19 protein-coding genes and 1 pseudogene are annotated in these 16652 nt (G+C 38.7%); all 20 read left to right on the top strand.

The genetic code is table 11. The annotated features are described in order from the left end of the window. Positions 1 to 120 precede the first annotated feature (120 nt). The 20 genes and pseudogenes from CJF29_RS06900 (at position 121) to CJF29_RS06805 (ending at position 16619) form a co-directional block, all read left to right on the top strand. Complete coding sequence (locus CJF29_RS06900) at positions 121 to 1653, top strand: helix-turn-helix domain-containing protein (protein ID WP_099146171.1); 1533 nt, start codon at positions 121 to 123, stop codon at positions 1651 to 1653. A gap of 87 nt (positions 1654 to 1740) precedes the next feature. Beyond that, on the top strand, positions 1741 to 2865 hold the full coding sequence (locus CJF29_RS06895; RefSeq protein ID WP_099146170.1) for a tyrosine-type recombinase/integrase: 1125 nt from the start codon (positions 1741 to 1743) through the stop codon (positions 2863 to 2865). Positions 2866 to 3249: 384 nt separating this feature from the next. Beyond that, positions 3250 to 4725: a Fic family protein gene (locus CJF29_RS06890; protein ID WP_099146169.1), complete on the top strand. Its 1476-nt coding sequence runs from the start codon at positions 3250 to 3252 to the stop codon at positions 4723 to 4725. A gap of 230 nt (positions 4726 to 4955) precedes the next feature. Continuing rightward, positions 4956 to 5186: pseudogene (locus CJF29_RS06885) on the top strand (tyrosine-type recombinase/integrase); the annotation flags it as partial. Positions 5187 to 5290: 104 nt separating this feature from the next. Further along, positions 5291 to 5665, top strand: a complete 375-nt coding sequence (locus CJF29_RS06880) for a helix-turn-helix domain-containing protein (RefSeq protein ID WP_099146167.1) — start codon at positions 5291 to 5293, stop codon at positions 5663 to 5665. 263 nt (positions 5666 to 5928) lie between these two features. Beyond that, positions 5929 to 6630 (top strand): hypothetical protein, encoded by a 702-nt coding sequence (locus CJF29_RS06875; RefSeq protein ID WP_099146166.1) that lies wholly within the window; start codon positions 5929 to 5931, stop codon positions 6628 to 6630. A 396-nt stretch (positions 6631 to 7026) separates the two neighbouring features. Then, entirely contained in the window at positions 7027 to 7641 is a 615-nt protein-coding gene (locus CJF29_RS06870) for a hypothetical protein (RefSeq protein WP_141561012.1), read from the top strand. 162 nt (positions 7642 to 7803) lie between these two features. Next, a complete protein-coding gene (locus tag CJF29_RS06865; protein ID WP_099146164.1) occupies positions 7804 to 8142 on the top strand; it encodes a helix-turn-helix domain-containing protein in 339 nt (112 codons plus the stop codon). Between the two features lie 7 nt (positions 8143 to 8149). After that, positions 8150 to 8314, top strand: coding sequence for a hypothetical protein (locus tag CJF29_RS06860; RefSeq protein WP_176553108.1), 165 nt, complete (start codon positions 8150 to 8152; stop codon positions 8312 to 8314). Positions 8315 to 8351: 37 nt separating this feature from the next. Continuing rightward, positions 8352 to 9404, top strand: coding sequence for an AAA family ATPase (locus tag CJF29_RS06855; RefSeq protein ID WP_141561013.1), 1053 nt, complete (start codon positions 8352 to 8354; stop codon positions 9402 to 9404). Between the two features lie 73 nt (positions 9405 to 9477). Further along, positions 9478 to 10374, top strand: coding sequence for a toprim domain-containing protein (locus CJF29_RS06850; RefSeq protein ID WP_099146161.1), 897 nt, complete (start codon positions 9478 to 9480; stop codon positions 10372 to 10374). Beyond that, entirely contained in the window at positions 10371 to 10691 is a 321-nt protein-coding gene (locus CJF29_RS06845; protein WP_099146160.1) for a helix-turn-helix transcriptional regulator, read from the top strand. The genes CJF29_RS06850 and CJF29_RS06845 overlap by 4 nt, the downstream gene beginning before the upstream one ends. Before the next feature lie 8 nt (positions 10692 to 10699). Further along, positions 10700 to 11587, top strand: a complete 888-nt coding sequence (locus CJF29_RS06840) for a toprim domain-containing protein (protein WP_099146159.1) — start codon at positions 10700 to 10702, stop codon at positions 11585 to 11587. A 250-nt stretch (positions 11588 to 11837) separates the two neighbouring features. Next, positions 11838 to 12293: a hypothetical protein gene (locus tag CJF29_RS06835; RefSeq protein ID WP_099146158.1), complete on the top strand. Its 456-nt coding sequence runs from the start codon at positions 11838 to 11840 to the stop codon at positions 12291 to 12293. Continuing rightward, positions 12283 to 12618, top strand: coding sequence for a DUF4134 domain-containing protein (locus tag CJF29_RS06830; RefSeq protein WP_099146157.1), 336 nt, complete (start codon positions 12283 to 12285; stop codon positions 12616 to 12618). The genes CJF29_RS06835 and CJF29_RS06830 overlap by 11 nt, the downstream gene beginning before the upstream one ends. A 70-nt stretch (positions 12619 to 12688) precedes the next feature. Next, a complete protein-coding gene (locus CJF29_RS06825) occupies positions 12689 to 13111 on the top strand; it encodes a DUF4134 family protein (protein ID WP_099146156.1) in 423 nt (140 codons plus the stop codon). Positions 13112 to 13304: 193 nt separating this feature from the next. Beyond that, on the top strand, positions 13305 to 14477 hold the full coding sequence (locus CJF29_RS06820; RefSeq protein WP_099146155.1) for a site-specific integrase: 1173 nt from the start codon (positions 13305 to 13307) through the stop codon (positions 14475 to 14477). 84 nt (positions 14478 to 14561) lie between these two features. Further along, complete coding sequence (locus CJF29_RS06815) at positions 14562 to 15824, top strand: site-specific integrase (protein WP_099146154.1); 1263 nt, start codon at positions 14562 to 14564, stop codon at positions 15822 to 15824. 148 nt (positions 15825 to 15972) lie between these two features. Next, positions 15973 to 16293 carry a helix-turn-helix domain-containing protein gene (locus tag CJF29_RS06810; RefSeq protein ID WP_099146153.1) on the top strand — a complete coding sequence of 107 codons (321 nt, stop codon included), beginning with the start codon at positions 15973 to 15975 and terminating at the stop codon, positions 16291 to 16293. A gap of 11 nt (positions 16294 to 16304) precedes the next feature. Then, a complete protein-coding gene (locus CJF29_RS06805; protein WP_099146152.1) occupies positions 16305 to 16619 on the top strand; it encodes a hypothetical protein in 315 nt (104 codons plus the stop codon). Positions 16620 to 16652 lie beyond the last annotated feature (33 nt).

Below are 16652 nucleotides of genomic sequence, written 5' to 3'. Positions count from 1 at the left end.
TGAGACGCTGTGAGAATCACAACTCTACGCCACTCGTCTATTATGGGTACAATCGTGAGACGCTGTGAGACGCTATGAGACGCTATGAGACAAAAGTGTAGACTTAAATAGATACCTCATATGAACATCATCAAGCATTGTAAGTGTTGTGGAGTTCAGTTCGTTGCGCATAGAATGGCAACGCTGTACTGTTCCAAAGCATGCAACGCAAAGGCAACAAGAGTTCGTAAAAAAAAGAACCTTGAGAAAGAGTATCAGGAGCTCCAAGATGACATAGAACTGTCACAGGAGACAACTGCTGCTCCTGCCGAATTTCTAAGCCCTTCTCAAGCAGCAATACTGCTTGGGGTTAGTCGTGCTACCATATATAGGTATGCACTTGCCGGGACTATCAAAGCTGTTCAATTTAGAGGTTTGACTATTATTAGAAAGTCTGATATCGAGAAGGCTTTTGACAATGCTCCTGATTATAAGAAACGTCCATCGTTTAGCAAGAAGAAAGAAGATTCAGAATACTACACTACCAGTGAAATCTCAGAGAAATATCATATTAGGCGCAAGGCTATTTTAGCTCGTTGTGAACGTTTCAACATTCCTAAGGTCTATGAAGGACGTAATACCTTCTTTAAGAAGGCTTACGTTGATGCTCATTTTGCTGAGTTGATTGAAGAAATCGACTTGGCCAACTATTACACCACCCAGCAGATCATGGAGAAATTCAATATGTCGAAGCCCAATGTCCTTACCTTCGTCTATAGGAATAACATCCCTCGCATTAATCGTGGAAAATTGGTTTATTACTCTAAAGTCCATATCGACAATTATAAGCGAAAAGGTGAAGATGTAGATGCTAACTGGTACAGTTACGATGAAATAAAAGAAATGTACGGTCTCAGCATGGACCAAATAAGTTATCATATACGTCATGAGAATATAAAGACGGAGAAGCGTGGAAAGTTCACCATGATATTCAGATCTGAGTTTGATGAGATTGTAATCAAAGGAAAGTTCGCAAACGTAGAACGAGACCCTGAGACAGGAAGGTTCAATTTTGAGAACAAGCCAAAACTTATCCCCCGAACCAAAACTGATAAAGCCAAAGTTCCAGATACACCTGATGGGTATTTCTCAACAGAAGACATAAGTAAGAAATACTCCATAAACGTCAGACATGTGCAGAAAATAACCAGAGAAGCAAGAATCCCCAAAATATCATTGGGAGGATTCAACTTCTTTGAGATACCCAGTGCCCTTGCTCTTTTTGGGGCTACACAGCTTCAAGATGGAGTAAAAGAATGGATTACTCCAGAGGAAATGGAAAAACAATATGACATGACCCCGGTAGCCCGGCGTTCATTCACCCATCGACACAACATACCTTCAAAAGTAGAGTTCGGTAAGATATTCTATTCAAAGACGCACATAGACAAGGTGAAGCATTTGGACTTCAAAGGTAAGGAGAACTACTATTCAGTTCAAGAAGTAATGGATAAATACGGTTTGAGCAAAGATATGGTATTCTACTACTCTAACAAGAAGAAAGTTACAAAAGCGAGATGTGGTCTGCAAGTATATCTGCTAAAATCAGAAATAGACCAATTTATGGTTGAAAGAGCCACTAAAGACGAAATGCCACCACTTAATGAGACTTAATCGTAAAATGATTTCCTTGCGTGATAGTCAGTATAGTATCATTTCGGACTTTTGCACCCTAAATTAATAATTCATAAACAAAATATTATGCAGTATTGTAAGACAGTAACACTAAGACAACGACCGAGGCGCAACGGCACGCTATCTCTGTTCCTTGAGTTTTATCCGGGATACAGAGACCCAAAGACGATGGAATTGATTCGTCGTCGTTCGTTAGGCATTTATATTTATGCCGAACCTAAAGACCAGCTCCAAAAAGACTACAATGCCATTATGTTGGAAAAGGCCGAAGCTATCAGATGCAATATCTTTACTGAGATTATAAATGAAAAATATAATTTCTTTAGTAAAGGTCGTACTAAAGAAAGCTTCTTAGATTACTTTGATGATTTATCAAAGACAAAGCACGCTAAATGGCTTTCGTCATATAAGCACTTCGAGAAGTTTTCTCATGGCAAATGTAGTTTTGATGAATTAAGTGTTGAATTCTGCCGAAAATTCATGGAATACCTCATGGATGCGAAAAGCTTATCTACAGGCAAACCACTTAATCGCAATTCTGCTGCCGATTACTGGATAATCTTCAGGAACGCACTCAATCTTGCTTATAGAGATAGACGCATCAATGAAAAGATTGTCGATTTCTTGGACTATATAAAGTGGGTTCCAACAGTAAAGGAAAGTTTGACAATTGAAGAAGTGCGAAGTCTTTATCACACACCATGCCCCATCCCCATAATGAAGAAAGCCGTTATTTTCTCTTGTCTTACAGGATTAAGGCGAAGCGATATCATCAATCTAAGATGGGAGAATGTTAGAAAATACGCTGATGGTGGCAGATACATACAATTCATCTGTCAGAAAACGAATGTACAAACCACGGTACCTATAAGTGATGAAGCTTATCAGTTAATTCTACCTGAAACAAATTATAGAGTATTTGAGGGGTTCACTAAAGAAATGAGTAACAAAGATATGCGAGTATGGTTAAAGGAATCAGGTATTACTAAGCACATTACTTTTCACTGTTTCCGCCATACCTATGCTTCATTACAGATGGAGTTAGGTACAGATATTTATACTGTGCAACATTTGCTGGCACATAAGAACGTTTCAACTACCCAGATATATGTAGCCCATGCATCTCCAAAAACAAGAGAGGCAGCCAATAAAATACGTTTGAATTCAGATGAAGATAATGAAAAAGAGTAATTACCACCCTTACTGATACTTGCATTTAAGTTAATCCTGTATCACCTAAATCAGCATTAAATCATTGTAGACTGTAAGTACTAAATAAAATTTTCAATTAGTACTTACAGTTCTTAATGCTTAGAGATTAAAACAATGTGATATAACGAAAGAGACTCTCATCATTCCTCTTTATATATTATTCGAAATCCATTTTTATTGCACTTATTACAAAAAGCCTATGAAGTTACAGACTTTTTGCCGTGAAGCCATGGAATGTTTTCACTCAAAACTACAAAAAAACCCTTATTTCCGCTCTTATCCGACAAAATTACCCCAATATACAATTCTTATCCGACAAAAATACCTACCTTTGCATTGAAAATTTACAGATAAAAGAAAATTATGGCAAAAAATAAAAGTTTGGCTAATGTGATGGAGATTGTTATGGCAACATCTGATAAGTCCTTGTCTCAACAAAGAACATCGATGATAAAGAAAGGTCTTCTTCGAAAGATAGCTCCTAAGATTTATACAACAAATCTTGAAGATGAGCCTGATGTAATCATCCGTAGAAATGTCTTTTATATAATTGGGCAACTCTATCCTCAAGCTGTAATTAGTCATCGTTCTGCTTATGAACTCAAACCAACTGCTGATGGTGATATTTATCTGACCTATTCCTATTCAAAAAATATATCATTGCCAGGATTGAAAATTCACCTAATGGAAGGTCCAAAAGGAACAGAACATGATATGCCATTCATTGAGAATCTGTATATATCAAGTTTAGAAAGACGTACTTTGGAAAATCTTCAAAAAGGACGTGCGAGAGGAAATTCATCAAAATGTCTCCCTCGAACGAGCATTGAGGAGTTTCTTGAACGTATGCTTCAAGTTAATGGCGAAAGCGGTCTAAATGCTTTTCGAGATAAAGCTAGAGTTGTATCTAAGGAGCTAAAAATGGAGGAAGAGTTTGAAATACTGAATCAAATTATTGGTGCAATACTTTCAACAAAACCTTCTAAAATACTCACATCTGCAAGTGCTCAAGCTAGAGCACAGGGGGAACCTTACGACAGTGAACGTGTTAGATTATTTGGAGTTCTATTCGAAGCCTTACACAATACCCCTCTGCCATTAATTGATGAACCGAATGTTGAAAATGCAGCTTTCAGAAATTTCGCTTTCTTTGAGAGTTACTTTTCCAATTATATAGAAGGAACGGAATTTGAAATAGAAGAAGCTCGCACAATTATTGAGACCGGACAAGCTTTGCCCGCTCGTAATGCCGACTCTCATGATGTTTTAGGTACTTTTCAATTAGTAGCGAGTCGTCGTGAAATGAGACGGACTCCTTCTTCGAGTGAAGAATTGATAGAGTTGTTACAAGACCGACATCGAATATTAATGGCTGCTCGTCCAGATAGGAATCCCGGTATGTTCAAGATGCAAAATAATCATGCCGGTGACACGCATTTCGTGGATTGTACTTTGGTGAGGGGAACGCTTCGAAAGGGTTATGAGTTTTATCAGGCTATTGAACATCCATTCGCAAAAGCACTTTTTATGATGTTTATGATAAGTGAAGTACATCCATTTAATGATGGAAATGGTCGTATTTCAAGAATCATGATGAATTCAGAACTTGTAGCAGCTGACCAATCGAAGATTATCATACCGACTGTTTTTCGAGATGACTATCTCAATGCATTACGTAGACTAACACGAAAAGGAGATCCGTCCGTTGTAATTAGAGCATTATCAAGAGTGAGACAATTCAGCGCAAATATTACCGGCGATGATTTTGAGATTTCTCGTAAATATCTTGAGAGCTGCAATGCATTTAAGGATGGCGATGGCTACATTTTAAGATTTTAATTCAACCAGCTAATATGAAGCGGAACCAGGAAATTCTTGGTTCCGCTTTCCTTATCCTACAAAATTGGACACAAATACCATTCTTAACCTACAAATTTACCCATATTGGCTTCGAAAAGAAAATTTAACCGACTTTTTTCCCTTGTTGAAAAGTAGATTGCATGGTAGTAATCTGAACCATTGACATTCATTCCATTGCCGATGTACAGTATCATTTGTTCAAAATACGAATATGGTTAAAGGAATCTGGTATTACTAAGCACATTACTTTTCATTTTTCCCGCCATACCTATGCTTCATTACAGATGGAGTTAGGTGCAGATATTTATACTGTGCAACACTTGCTGGCACATAAGAATGTTTCAACCATACAGATATATGTAGCCCATGCATCTCCAAAAACAAGAGAAGCAGCCAATAAAATACGTTTGAGTTCAGACGAAGATAATGAAAAAGAGTAATTATCATCCTTACTGATACTTACATATAAGTTAATCATGTATCAGCTAAATCAGCATTAAATCATTGTAGACCTTTGCATCAGTAATTCATAATAATTATATAAATGACAACAGAACAAATATCATTCAATGACCTTCCAAAGGCAGTAAAACAAGTAATGGATATGATTTCAGACTTGCAACTTAGTGTAAGTGGATTACATGATGAAATCAAGAAAGGAAATTCTAGTTCTTCAGATCATACTCCAATGAATATTGATGAAGCTTGTGAATTCATGAAAATGAAGAAAACCACCATGTACTATCATCTCCAGCATCGTTCCATTCCTGCTACTCGAAAAGGCAAAAGCTACATCCTATTCAAAGATGAACTGATAAAATGGGCAGAATCAGGACGTACCAATAAAGTCATATTGACACCAGATGAAATAAATGAGACATTAAGTAAACGTGCCGGTAAAAAGACATCTATGAGATAAAGCACTTACTTATCTTCTAATAACTGCGTTAAAATATGTTTAGCAACACATTGTGGAATAACTATAGGATGCGTAATCTTGAGTAAACAAGTGTCAAACAACTGAAAGCACGAAGAAAAAAGTGAAAGAAAAATTGAGCAAAAAACAGTAAAAACCAGTTCCGTAAAGATAGTTAAGACACTGTGTATCAGTATGTGTAACTCTCACTAATTTGAAATTTTCTCTCTAACTTTGTCGCCATAAATTAATAATTAAAGGTATTTATGACAAACAAGTTCAGAGAGAAATTCTTTTTTTCTATCCTAACAAGCATTGCCACTATGTTAGTGATTTTCTTGTTACCACTCGTATTTGGAGATAGCCATATTTCAAATTGGTATTTTGAGAAGGTGTCTTCAGTGTTGATAACATATAAGATTGAATTACTCTATCTGCAACTATCAATCTTAACAGGACTATGCATCTATGTATATAGAAAACGAAAGATAAAAGGTTTACTTTCGGAACAACCATCACATCATACATTGAATTATCAGAGAGTTCTTTTGGCTCGTCAAATAGAGCATGAACAAATCATGAAGCAGACAAAAATCGCAGTAGAACAGTACGTCCAAGAAACAATGTGCGAATACATTCAAGAAGATGAAATGCGCAAACTTCTCATCAACATCGAACAGTGGAATGACTTTAAAGGCAGCACCCTTCTCCCTATCATCTTAAATGGTAGGCTTACCACTATTGATTTGCGTCATTTCGTTTGGAATATAGGGAAACGCCTTGGTTGGAATGGAAACAAGTGCGCTACATTCATCAAGGTAAGCTTCCCTATAGAATTAAAAGATTTGGAGATTGAAACGATAAGAAGGAATCTTCGTCAAAAAGGAAATTGCATAATAGAGCTTGACATACCAGAACCAGGAAATTATAGTTTTCACAACAGAAATAAAGATATACTTCAAAAATAGTATTATTTCAGACTGTATTTAAAACAAACACCGATATAAAACAATAAGGAATAAAATAAGACCGTTTTTAACAATGCAGAAAGACTGCATAATTAACAAATAACTTTGTTCCAATTTGCGTATTTTGTACATTAAATAGAAACCCAGTGAATCGTGCATATATGTCCATCTTGAAATCCTAATAAGACTCATCTTGGACATTTTTTATGTTTAATAATTTATAAATAACAAAAAGTATGAACCGAAACAAATTCAAATTCGGTCTCTCTCTTTTTGTTCTCCGTAAATGGAAAACGGACTAAGGGGCATGAGACATTTGTGTCAAAAGATGAATTGTGGATTCTTTTCAGAGAAGCCCACAGCATTTATCACCGAGAAGTCTTAAACAGCAACAAATTGTATGTCCGATTTGTAAGAGACTTTATTAGTTACAGTGTACCTATCGACAGCTCCGATATTAAAGATTGGAGAATACATTCACAGAATCTTTCAGCTGTATATGAATTACTGACTGAAAGATTAGACCTGGTACATCTGTATTTAGACAATGAGGAATTCACAAAAGAATGTTATAAAAACATGATGTTGGCATTCAACACTACAATGCCAAAAGAGTATGGTCGTCCAATGCCGCTTGGCTCTTTCTCGGATGAGCAAATATGCATGATAACAGCATTTGTCAATGAGAAGAAACTCTTCAAGCAGTCTGTAAAGCCGGCTCAAATGATAAACTTTTTCAATGCAGATCTGAAAAATCCATTACAGCCTTGCCATAACGGAGAGATTGCTATGTTCTTATCCAGTCTGCGTGAGGAACAATATCTTGTATATAAATGGCAAAAGGTGATTGCAGATAATCAGTTGTTATTATCATCGAAGACAGGGAAACTATCAACAAGAGATCAAATCAAAAATGCGCTTTCTGATTTCCGTCAAACCCACAAATTTCCATATCCTCCATTTGTTTCATTCGTCAAAGAAATGAAAGAAAAGACAGAAAAAGAAGAGTAACCAAGCAAATGAAGAGTATTATCCCTTACATCTAACCTTACCTTTTTAGATGTAAGGGGCACTCTTTCTTTGGTTCAAAAGCCCGGCTGTAATTTTGCAGTCGAATCAATTCAGATCCGGTGGTTAGGCCACCAATGGTATAACAAAAAACAAAGAATCAATATGGCCAGAATAAACCAAAAGATACTCTGCAAACGTATGGAGGAACTTGAGCTGAAGCTCAATAGTGTGAATCCTATTGAAGCTGATGAGATTAAGAAACGCCTGTCGAAGATTGAAAGTATGCTTTATGCCTGTAAAGATATGCTTACCTCCCAAGAAGCCGCTGACTATACAGGTTTGTCTCTTTCTCAACTTTACAAAATGACAAGTAGTATGGCTATCCCTTATTACAAGCCAAGAGGTAAGATGGTGTATTTTGATAAAAAGGAGCTTGACAATTGGATGAGACAAAATCCGCAGTTGATAATCCAAACAATAAGAGTTCATGCAGAAAGATAAAAAAAACTTGAAGACAATTAGAAAAGGAAGTGTAGATGGTTATATGCTCACTGACGCTCAACTCCAAAAATTGATAGAGCAGTCGACGGTAACGGTAAGACCATCTAAGTTGAAGAGCGACCAATCTAATAATAAACACGAATATGGCAAAAAGAGCAAGGACAAGAAATAATAGCCCTGTCAATAAAGCCCCAAGTGTAGAATTGAAAATGCTCAAGAGTGAATTCTCAGACGCACAACTGGAGCACTATCTGAATAAAGGTACTATTGATTCATTAGAAGAGATAGATACACCACCTCAGATTTTGTGGGTAGAAGACTGTACCATTGCGACCTTTGGAAATTTCAGTGCATCCACAGGTAAGGCAAAGAGCAAGAAAACTTTCAATATATCAGCCATGGTTGCCGCAGCACTGATTAATGGAAAGGTGTTGAACTATCGAGCTAGTCTCCCTGAAGGCAAAAGGAAAATTCTGTATTTCGATACAGAACAAAGTCGATATCACTGCCAAAACGTACTGAACCGTATACTTAAACTAGCAGGTTTGAAAAAAGGAGAAGAAGTTGATCTGTTGACTTTCGTAGAGTTAAGAGAATACACTCCTACGCTACGTATCAGTTTGATAGACTATGCTCTTCGAAAAAGTAGTGGTTATGGACTAGTCATTATAGATGGTTTGAGGGATTTAGTGTATGACATCAATAATGCGAAGGAATCCACAGACGTTATGACATTGCTGATGTCCTGGACAAGTGCATATTGCCTGCACATCCATTGTGTCTTGCATCAAAATAAAAATGACACCAATACTCGTGGACATATCGGTACTGAATTGGAGAACAAGGCAGAGACTGTTCTAGTTATCAGTAAAGACAAAGAGAACACAGGTATCAGTTTAGTCAGTGCCGGACAAATGAGAGACAAGGAATTTGCATCCTTTGCTTTTCGCATTGATGATAACGCACTGCCTGTATTGGAAGAATCATATCACGTCACGGTTGTTAAGACTAAAGATGTACCTCTTACCGCTTTACCTGAAGCCTTGCACAAAGAAGTCTTGAATGAATTGTTCAACACAAAGAAACCTGTTAAATACAAGGAGCTGATTGACGATTTGGGTGACTTCTATGCACGCAAAGGTTATAAGAAGGGCATCAATGCAATTAAAGAGTTACTTAAAAAATTATCGGCAAAAGACATTATCACTCACAATGAGACCGGGTATCATTACAACCCAGAAATCATCAAAGACGATAAGTAAGTTTAAAGAGTTTAGGTTTAGAGGGTATATATATTATAAACTAGACCTTAGCCTTAGCTGCAAAAATTGAATTATGACAATTGAAGAAATTAAAAGGATAAGTTTGCTGGACTTCATGTTTAGCATAGGATACAGCAAAATCAAGTCTTCCGGAAACAAATATTGGTTTTTGTCTCCATTACATAAGGAAACAAAGGCATCCTTCAAGGTTGATGTGAACACCAATCTGTGGTACGATTTTGGGTTAAACAAAGGCGGTAATATAATAAACCTTGTACAGTTACTTAATCCAGAACTGTCTATGCATAATATTTTGGAAAAGTTATCGCATGGTAATTATACTATCTCCAATGAAGTAGCAACGGTAAAGATTTCTAAAGCCCCAAATCCCGTAGAAGAGACTAATATTGATAGTTTAAGCGATTTGACGAATGTAAACCTACTCCAATATATTTATAGCCGGAACATCAATATGCTGGTGGCAAAGAACTATTGCAAGGAAGTTCATTATACGATTGGCAATGGAAAGAAATACTATGGACTTGCGTTTATAAATATGAGAGGCGGTATAGAGGTCAGGAACAAGTATTCCAAACGATGTATCGGTGGTAAAGACGTTTCCTTGATATTACGTAACATGTATCGCCAAACGCAAGTGTGTTGCGTATTTGAGGGCTTTTTCGATTTTCTGGCATTTGAAACAGCTCAATTAAATGCCGATTACAATCTGTGTCTGAAGTACCCCTGTGACAGCATTGTTCTGAATTCTGTAGCCAATGTAAATAAGGCTTTTGAAATACTTAATGACTATGATTATATCTTCTGCTATCTGGATAACGATGATGCTGGCAGAAACGCCACGCATGCCATTCGCATAAATTTAAAGAAAAATGTATATGATTGGTCAGACCGTTATAAAGAATACAATGATGTGAATGATTATCTAATGAGAAGGAAGAAGCCACTATGACAGATTCTGAATTGAAACAAATAGAAAAACTACTTCGGGAATTTAATGAGTTGAAGGTACGTTTATGCAAAGTTGAGCATAAGCTTGATATGAACAAACGCTATATGACCATTCAGGAAGTCAGTGAGTATACCGGTTATACAATTTCTACCATCTATCATTTGACAAGTAGTCGAAAGATTCGATATTTTAAACCCAATGGAAAAACTATTCTCATTATGCGCAAAGACTTGGAAAAATGGATAGAATCTTATCCAGTTGAAGCTTTGGAAGAGATTAAGGATAAGCCATTCATTCATAATCATCAATCAGAATAAAAACTTCTATGAACATAGAACAAGCAAAACTAATTCAAATCGAAGCCTTTCTTAAAAGATTAGGCTTTGAACCACTCAAGGCAGATGAACACAGCCTATGGTACTTATCTCCTTTTAGAAAGGAAGAAATACCTTCATTTGTCGTCCATGTATTTGAGAATGTTTGGTATGACCACGGAACAGAAAAAGGAGGCAACTTTCTTGAATTAGCCAAAGAACTTTTTCATTCTGATAATATTCCCTACGTTCTCAGTCAGATAGAGCTGAATTCTCCAGTAATTCCTGCATGTCAATACAATGTCGTTTCATTAACTACAGGTTTGGAAGAACCAATAACCTGTGTTGTCTTTCATGAATTAAAAGAGGCCAAGTTGTTGTCGTATTTTACCTCAAGGAAAATAGATTATCCGTTCGTGGCAGAGATATGCAAGCTTATTGAATTTGTCAGAAACAGACAAGAACGTCAAGCTGTCGTTTTCGCCAATATTCATGGAGGGTATGAACTACGAAGTCATCTATATTGTGGTCATGTACTGCCAATGGCGATATCTATACTAAGAGAAAATCATGAACGAGTATCTTCCTCATGTTGTGTATTTCTTGATTTTATTGACTATCTATCTTATAAAACATTGATAGCACAGAAGAAAGTCGAGATTTTAGCCGACGAACACTCTGATATCATTGTTCTAAATTCAATGATGCTACTAAGTAAAGCGTTTCCATATTTAGCCTCCTATCAATGCATATATTGTTATCTTTATAATAACAAATCAGGAAAAACAGCCACAGAGACAATACAAGGTGCATTTGAAGACCGTACAGTGATAGACATGGCGACTAAATATGCCAAATATCGAAATCTGAATGCTTTTCTCCAGGAAAAATGTTGGTAAAAAGTAGAATCATACTCAAACAACAAAGATAATTTATATAAAATGCTTAAGATAAGGCTCTTCGTAAATGAAGAGCCTTATCTGTGTTCATATTACGTCCCTTTGAGTATGATAATTGAGTGCAAAAACAGCTAATTTCTGAAATGCCGTTAAAAGTAAGCTTCTAAAAGCTACAATGTTTCTTTATACACATTTTCTGCTATTCCTTTGCATCCGAATTTTAACAACATAAACTCGAAAACAAAGAAATATGAGCGCATTTGTAATATTTGCAATAGTACTTACAGTCATTTATATGATTTACTATGCCGGCATGATTACCAAAGATCTATACGGCAAAAAGAACCAGCAAATTACCAATCAAGAAACATTCAATTTTGTAGCGGATGAACATGAAGAAGTTGCGACAGAAGTAAGTGAAGTTGGTGATGGGTTCTCATTTTCAACAGACAAGAAGGATGATATGGAAGAAGAAACTGAAATAAGTGCCGTATCATCTACAGAAGATATTCGCCAAGCCGAAGCAGAACCAGAAGTAAAACAGCTAACGCAAGCTGATTCAACAATCCTTAAGATTTATGATAGTACGGAACAAATCCAACCAGAACACTCCGTTGAACTTGAAAGCAAAGAATTCAGAATGGCTCTATTGAACAGAGAAAAAATTCCTGGCAATCTCTTAAAGGTAAAGAAGGATGAATTATAAGCCAAGTCTTCGACTGATAAATATAGGATTTGTATTAGCATCAGTTCAACAACTGTCAGCAAAGTGTGGAAATGTGGATTATACTTGGGGAGCTGATGGATTAGCTCAAGCTCACGACTATGTTGTGACCATGATGCTCTACGTACTATATCTCATTTATGCGGTATCAGCACTTATTTCCATCTACTCAATCATGCAAATCTACATCAAGATGAATGTCGGAGAAGAAGGCGTAACCAAAGATATATTGACTTTGCTTGGAGCGTGTCTCTTTATGATAGGCGCATCCATAGTATTTCCAGCCTTTTTCGGCTATCAGATTTAGAAAAGAAACTAATTAGAAAAAGAAAACTCAACTGGCCAGACGAGTATATACACAAACCAAAAAGAAACGAATGATTCAGAAGATCAAAAACAAGTTCAAGAGCATGGGAAAGTCTCTTTGCTCTTCTCAGAGAATGAAAACAATGGCTTTAATGTTGGCCGTAGGTACAACGGCAGCTTTCGCTCAGAATGCTGCGGGTGATTATTCGGCAGGTACAACCGCTTTGGGTACTGTTACCACCGAAATCGCCAAATACATTCCGTATGTAGTCAAGCTGTGCTATGCAATCGCCGGAATTGTAGCCGTAGTAGGTGCTATTTCAGTGTATATAAAAATGAACAATGAGGAGCAGGATGTCAAGAATATCTTAGTCCTCCAAAATTGGTTGGAAAGGAGAAGAAAGGATATGACAAATAAAGTGCTTATTATCAAGCGAATAAGCGAGTTTTTGAATTTTCCGATTTTGGCGCAACCGACTCTTAAAAAGATATAATAAAATGATTTTTGTTTCTGATTTGTTTCTCATATATGGCTTGATTTTCATATCTTTGCACATGCTTTCAAGGGCATAATCACGATGCAGAAACGATATATCAGCATCCGAAAAGCCCAAACCTCGCAGACCCTCTGCAAAATTCATTTTCCCTTCTTTCGGGAGTAAATTACCAAAATAAAATAGTACAAGCATGGCAAGACCAAAGAAACAAGTCAAACTGAAGGAGCCGATAAAGATTCGTCTCAAACCTCTCGCAGATGGCAACAAGAGTATCTATCTTGACATCTACTGGAAGGGAGTCAGGAAGTATGAGTATCTGAAACTCTATATCATTCCTGAGGTCAATCCACTCTGCAAGGAGCAGAACAAGGAAACGATGGCACTCGCAGAACGTATCAAGGCAGAGCGCATCAAGGCTCTCCATGGTCACGGAGTGCAAGACTGGGAAACCGTCAAGCAGGGTTCACAACTCTTGACAGGATGGATCAAGAAGTATTGTGAAGGTGGAGTCAGCACCAAGAAGTCAACCCTCCATTGTCGTGTTGAAATGCTTCACACCGTGGAGAAATATCTTGAAGAGTCCAATCAGACCTTTATCACCCTAGAAGAGGTCAATGCTGATTTCTGCCGTGGGTATGTGAAGTTCCTTCGCACCTTCCCAAACTCACACTGCAAGTACATTGAGCCAAGACCTATCAGTCAGAACACGGCAAGCCGTTACCTCGGCATGTTCTCGACAACTCTCAACAATGCCGTCCGTCAAGGTATCATCCGAAACAATCCGATGAAGGAACTGGATGCCAAGGAGCGTATTCAGCCAAAGGATGGCAAGAAGGAATACCTTACCATTGAGGAACTTAAATCCCTCATGGCAACCGACAGTTACCGCCCAGAGGTCAAGCAAGCCTTCATCTTTGCTTGTTTCACTGGATTGCGACTCAGTGATATGTACAAACTTGCACCGATTCACATTTTCAAGACTCCTGACGGCAAGGGCGAGTACATTGACATGGAAATGCAGAAGACTGAGAAGCCTGTCATCATCCCACTCTCAGAAGAGGCAAAGCGTTGGCTACCAAAACCAAAGGGAATAACAACTCCCTTCTTTGATATACCAACGACTCAAACTGTCATAGGCAGAGCCCTTCGCAAATGGGCAGAGGCAGCAGGTGTAGAGAAGCACATCAGTTTCCACTGTTCACGTCACACCTTCGGAACTATGATGCTGACACTTGGCGCAGATCTGTTCACCACAAGCAAGTTGATGGGTCACACCAATGTTCAGACCACGGAAATCTATGCGAAAATCGTAGATAAGAAGAAGGAGGAAGCCATCAACCTCATTGATGGAATGTTCAAGTAAAGGAGGTGACTTGAAAGCACCCCCTTTGATAAACCAGGGTGGTGTTTTACCCCAGTGGTATAACCAATTATAACAATCATAGATATGACCATCACACTCAGACAAAAAGACCTTGAAAACGACAACAAGAGCCTGTATCTTGACATCTATGAGAATGGCAAGCGCAAGTTTGAGTTCCTTTCCCTCTACCTAATCGCTGAGATTAACCAAGAGACAAAGGAACGCAACGAGGCTACCTTGAAACGTGCGCAGGAGATTCGTGCCGAGCGCATCCTTCATCCCGAGACCATTCCCGAGAAAGGTCACTTGATGGTCGTACCCGACATTCCCAACGATGACTCACCCGAAGTCATTGACTGGATCCAGACTTACATGGAGTGGATGGACGGCAATCCTGAATACTCAAAAAGGACTGTCGAGCAGACCCAATACCTTCAGGAACGCATGAAGGAGTTTCTGAAAGTCAAACGCAGACCGCACATCACTCTGATGAAGTTTGATAAGACATGGTTCAAGGCATTCTTTCTTTGGCTGAAGAATGACTATGTACCTCAGAAGTATGTGAGAGTCAAGGCAAAGCCATTAAGTAATGCCACTTTGCGAAACGTCCAACAACGCATCGTCGCAGTATTCAACAAGGCTGTCAAGACTGGCAAGTTGAAGGCAAACCCCTTCTATCAGTTGGAGAAGGAAGACACTATCTCCAAGCCAAAGGCAGGTCACAAGCTGTACCTTACACCCGATGAACTCAAACTCTTCATGGCATCAGAAGAAACTAACGGAGTCAGGGAAACCCAGTTGGCATTTGGTTTTGCTTGCCTTACAGGACTTCGCATCAGCGACATAAGGGCTTTGCGATGGTCAAACATCATGAGGAACGAGGCAACGAACACACTTGTAATCGTCCAGAAGAAGACCAAGGAACTCAATGCCGTCCCAATCTGCTCAACCGCAGAAGCATGGATGCCACCCAAGAAGGATGACAAGGTTTTCCACCTTCCTGCCCATGCCAATGTGGATGCAGCTCTCAAAAGAATAGCCAAGAAGGTAGGTATTACGAAGACAATCTCCTTCCATACCTCCCGACATACCTTTGGCACATTGATCCAAGCGGCTACTGGTGACATCGAGACCACCAAGAAACTCATGGGTCACAAGTCGCTCAAATCAACCGCAGTCTATGCAGACGTGCTGACTGAGGAAAAGGTCAAGGCTATCTCCAATACCAAGACGGTATTCAGGAGTCGCAAGCCACACACCGAGAACAAGAAGATTCCACGAACCAAGCGAACGGCAGCGACCAACACGCACCCTCGCAAGGTCATAGATATACAGGATAACGAATAACGGCTAACGAGCCGATTCAGGATAACAACCAGTTTCATTTCATCAAAAGCAGTGCCCTGATTCAAGGTAGTGGTTTCCGCTACCTTTAGGGGCTTGCTATCTCAAAACCAAGCATTCAGGATAACGTAAACAACTAAATATCAAGAATATGAATAAGACTATTGACAACGAGACTCTTCTTTTGAAGGTAGAGTCATTTGAGCATCGCATCGAGGTTCTGGAGAACACTCTCAACGTAGCCAAGGAGGTATTGACACTCGAAGAAGCAGCCCTTTTCATGGGCATATCAAAGAGCAGTCTTTACAAGATGACCCATCGCCATGAGCTTCCTTTCTTCCGTCCTAACGGCAAACTCATCTACTTTGAGAAGGCAGAACTTCTGAAGTGGATGCGTCAGAACCGCAGCATGTCTGAGGCTGAGACCAAGGAGGCAGCAGCCCAGAAGTTGAACGAACTTGCCAACCACTAATCAATGAGTATATGAATCAGGATTTCGACCAACAGCAGTACAACGACAAACTGGCTCATGTAGCCAAACTTGCCGTAACCTATGCCAAGGATGGCACAGGCTATCACAGTATGAAGGATGCCTTCAATGAACTGTGCGAGATTTCACATGCCAACAAGGGCATCAACCTTGAAGCGACCATCGGCAGACGAACCCTGCTTGTGCAGAGTGTCTGCATCAAGGCTATCCATGCGCTCACTCCATACCAGAACGAGCGACTTGAACAGCAGCTGAAGGAGATTGCCTCGGACTATCCCGAGCATCGACACATGCGTTTCCGCAGATAGTTTTTTTCTTTCCCTTTTGTCATTTCATAGACA

Origin of the sequence: Bacteroides celer (assembly GCF_002632415.2) — a bacterium.
Lineage (GTDB): Bacteria > Bacteroidota > Bacteroidia > Bacteroidales > Bacteroidaceae > Bacteroides.
This window is presented reverse-complemented; position numbering and strand designations above follow the sequence as displayed.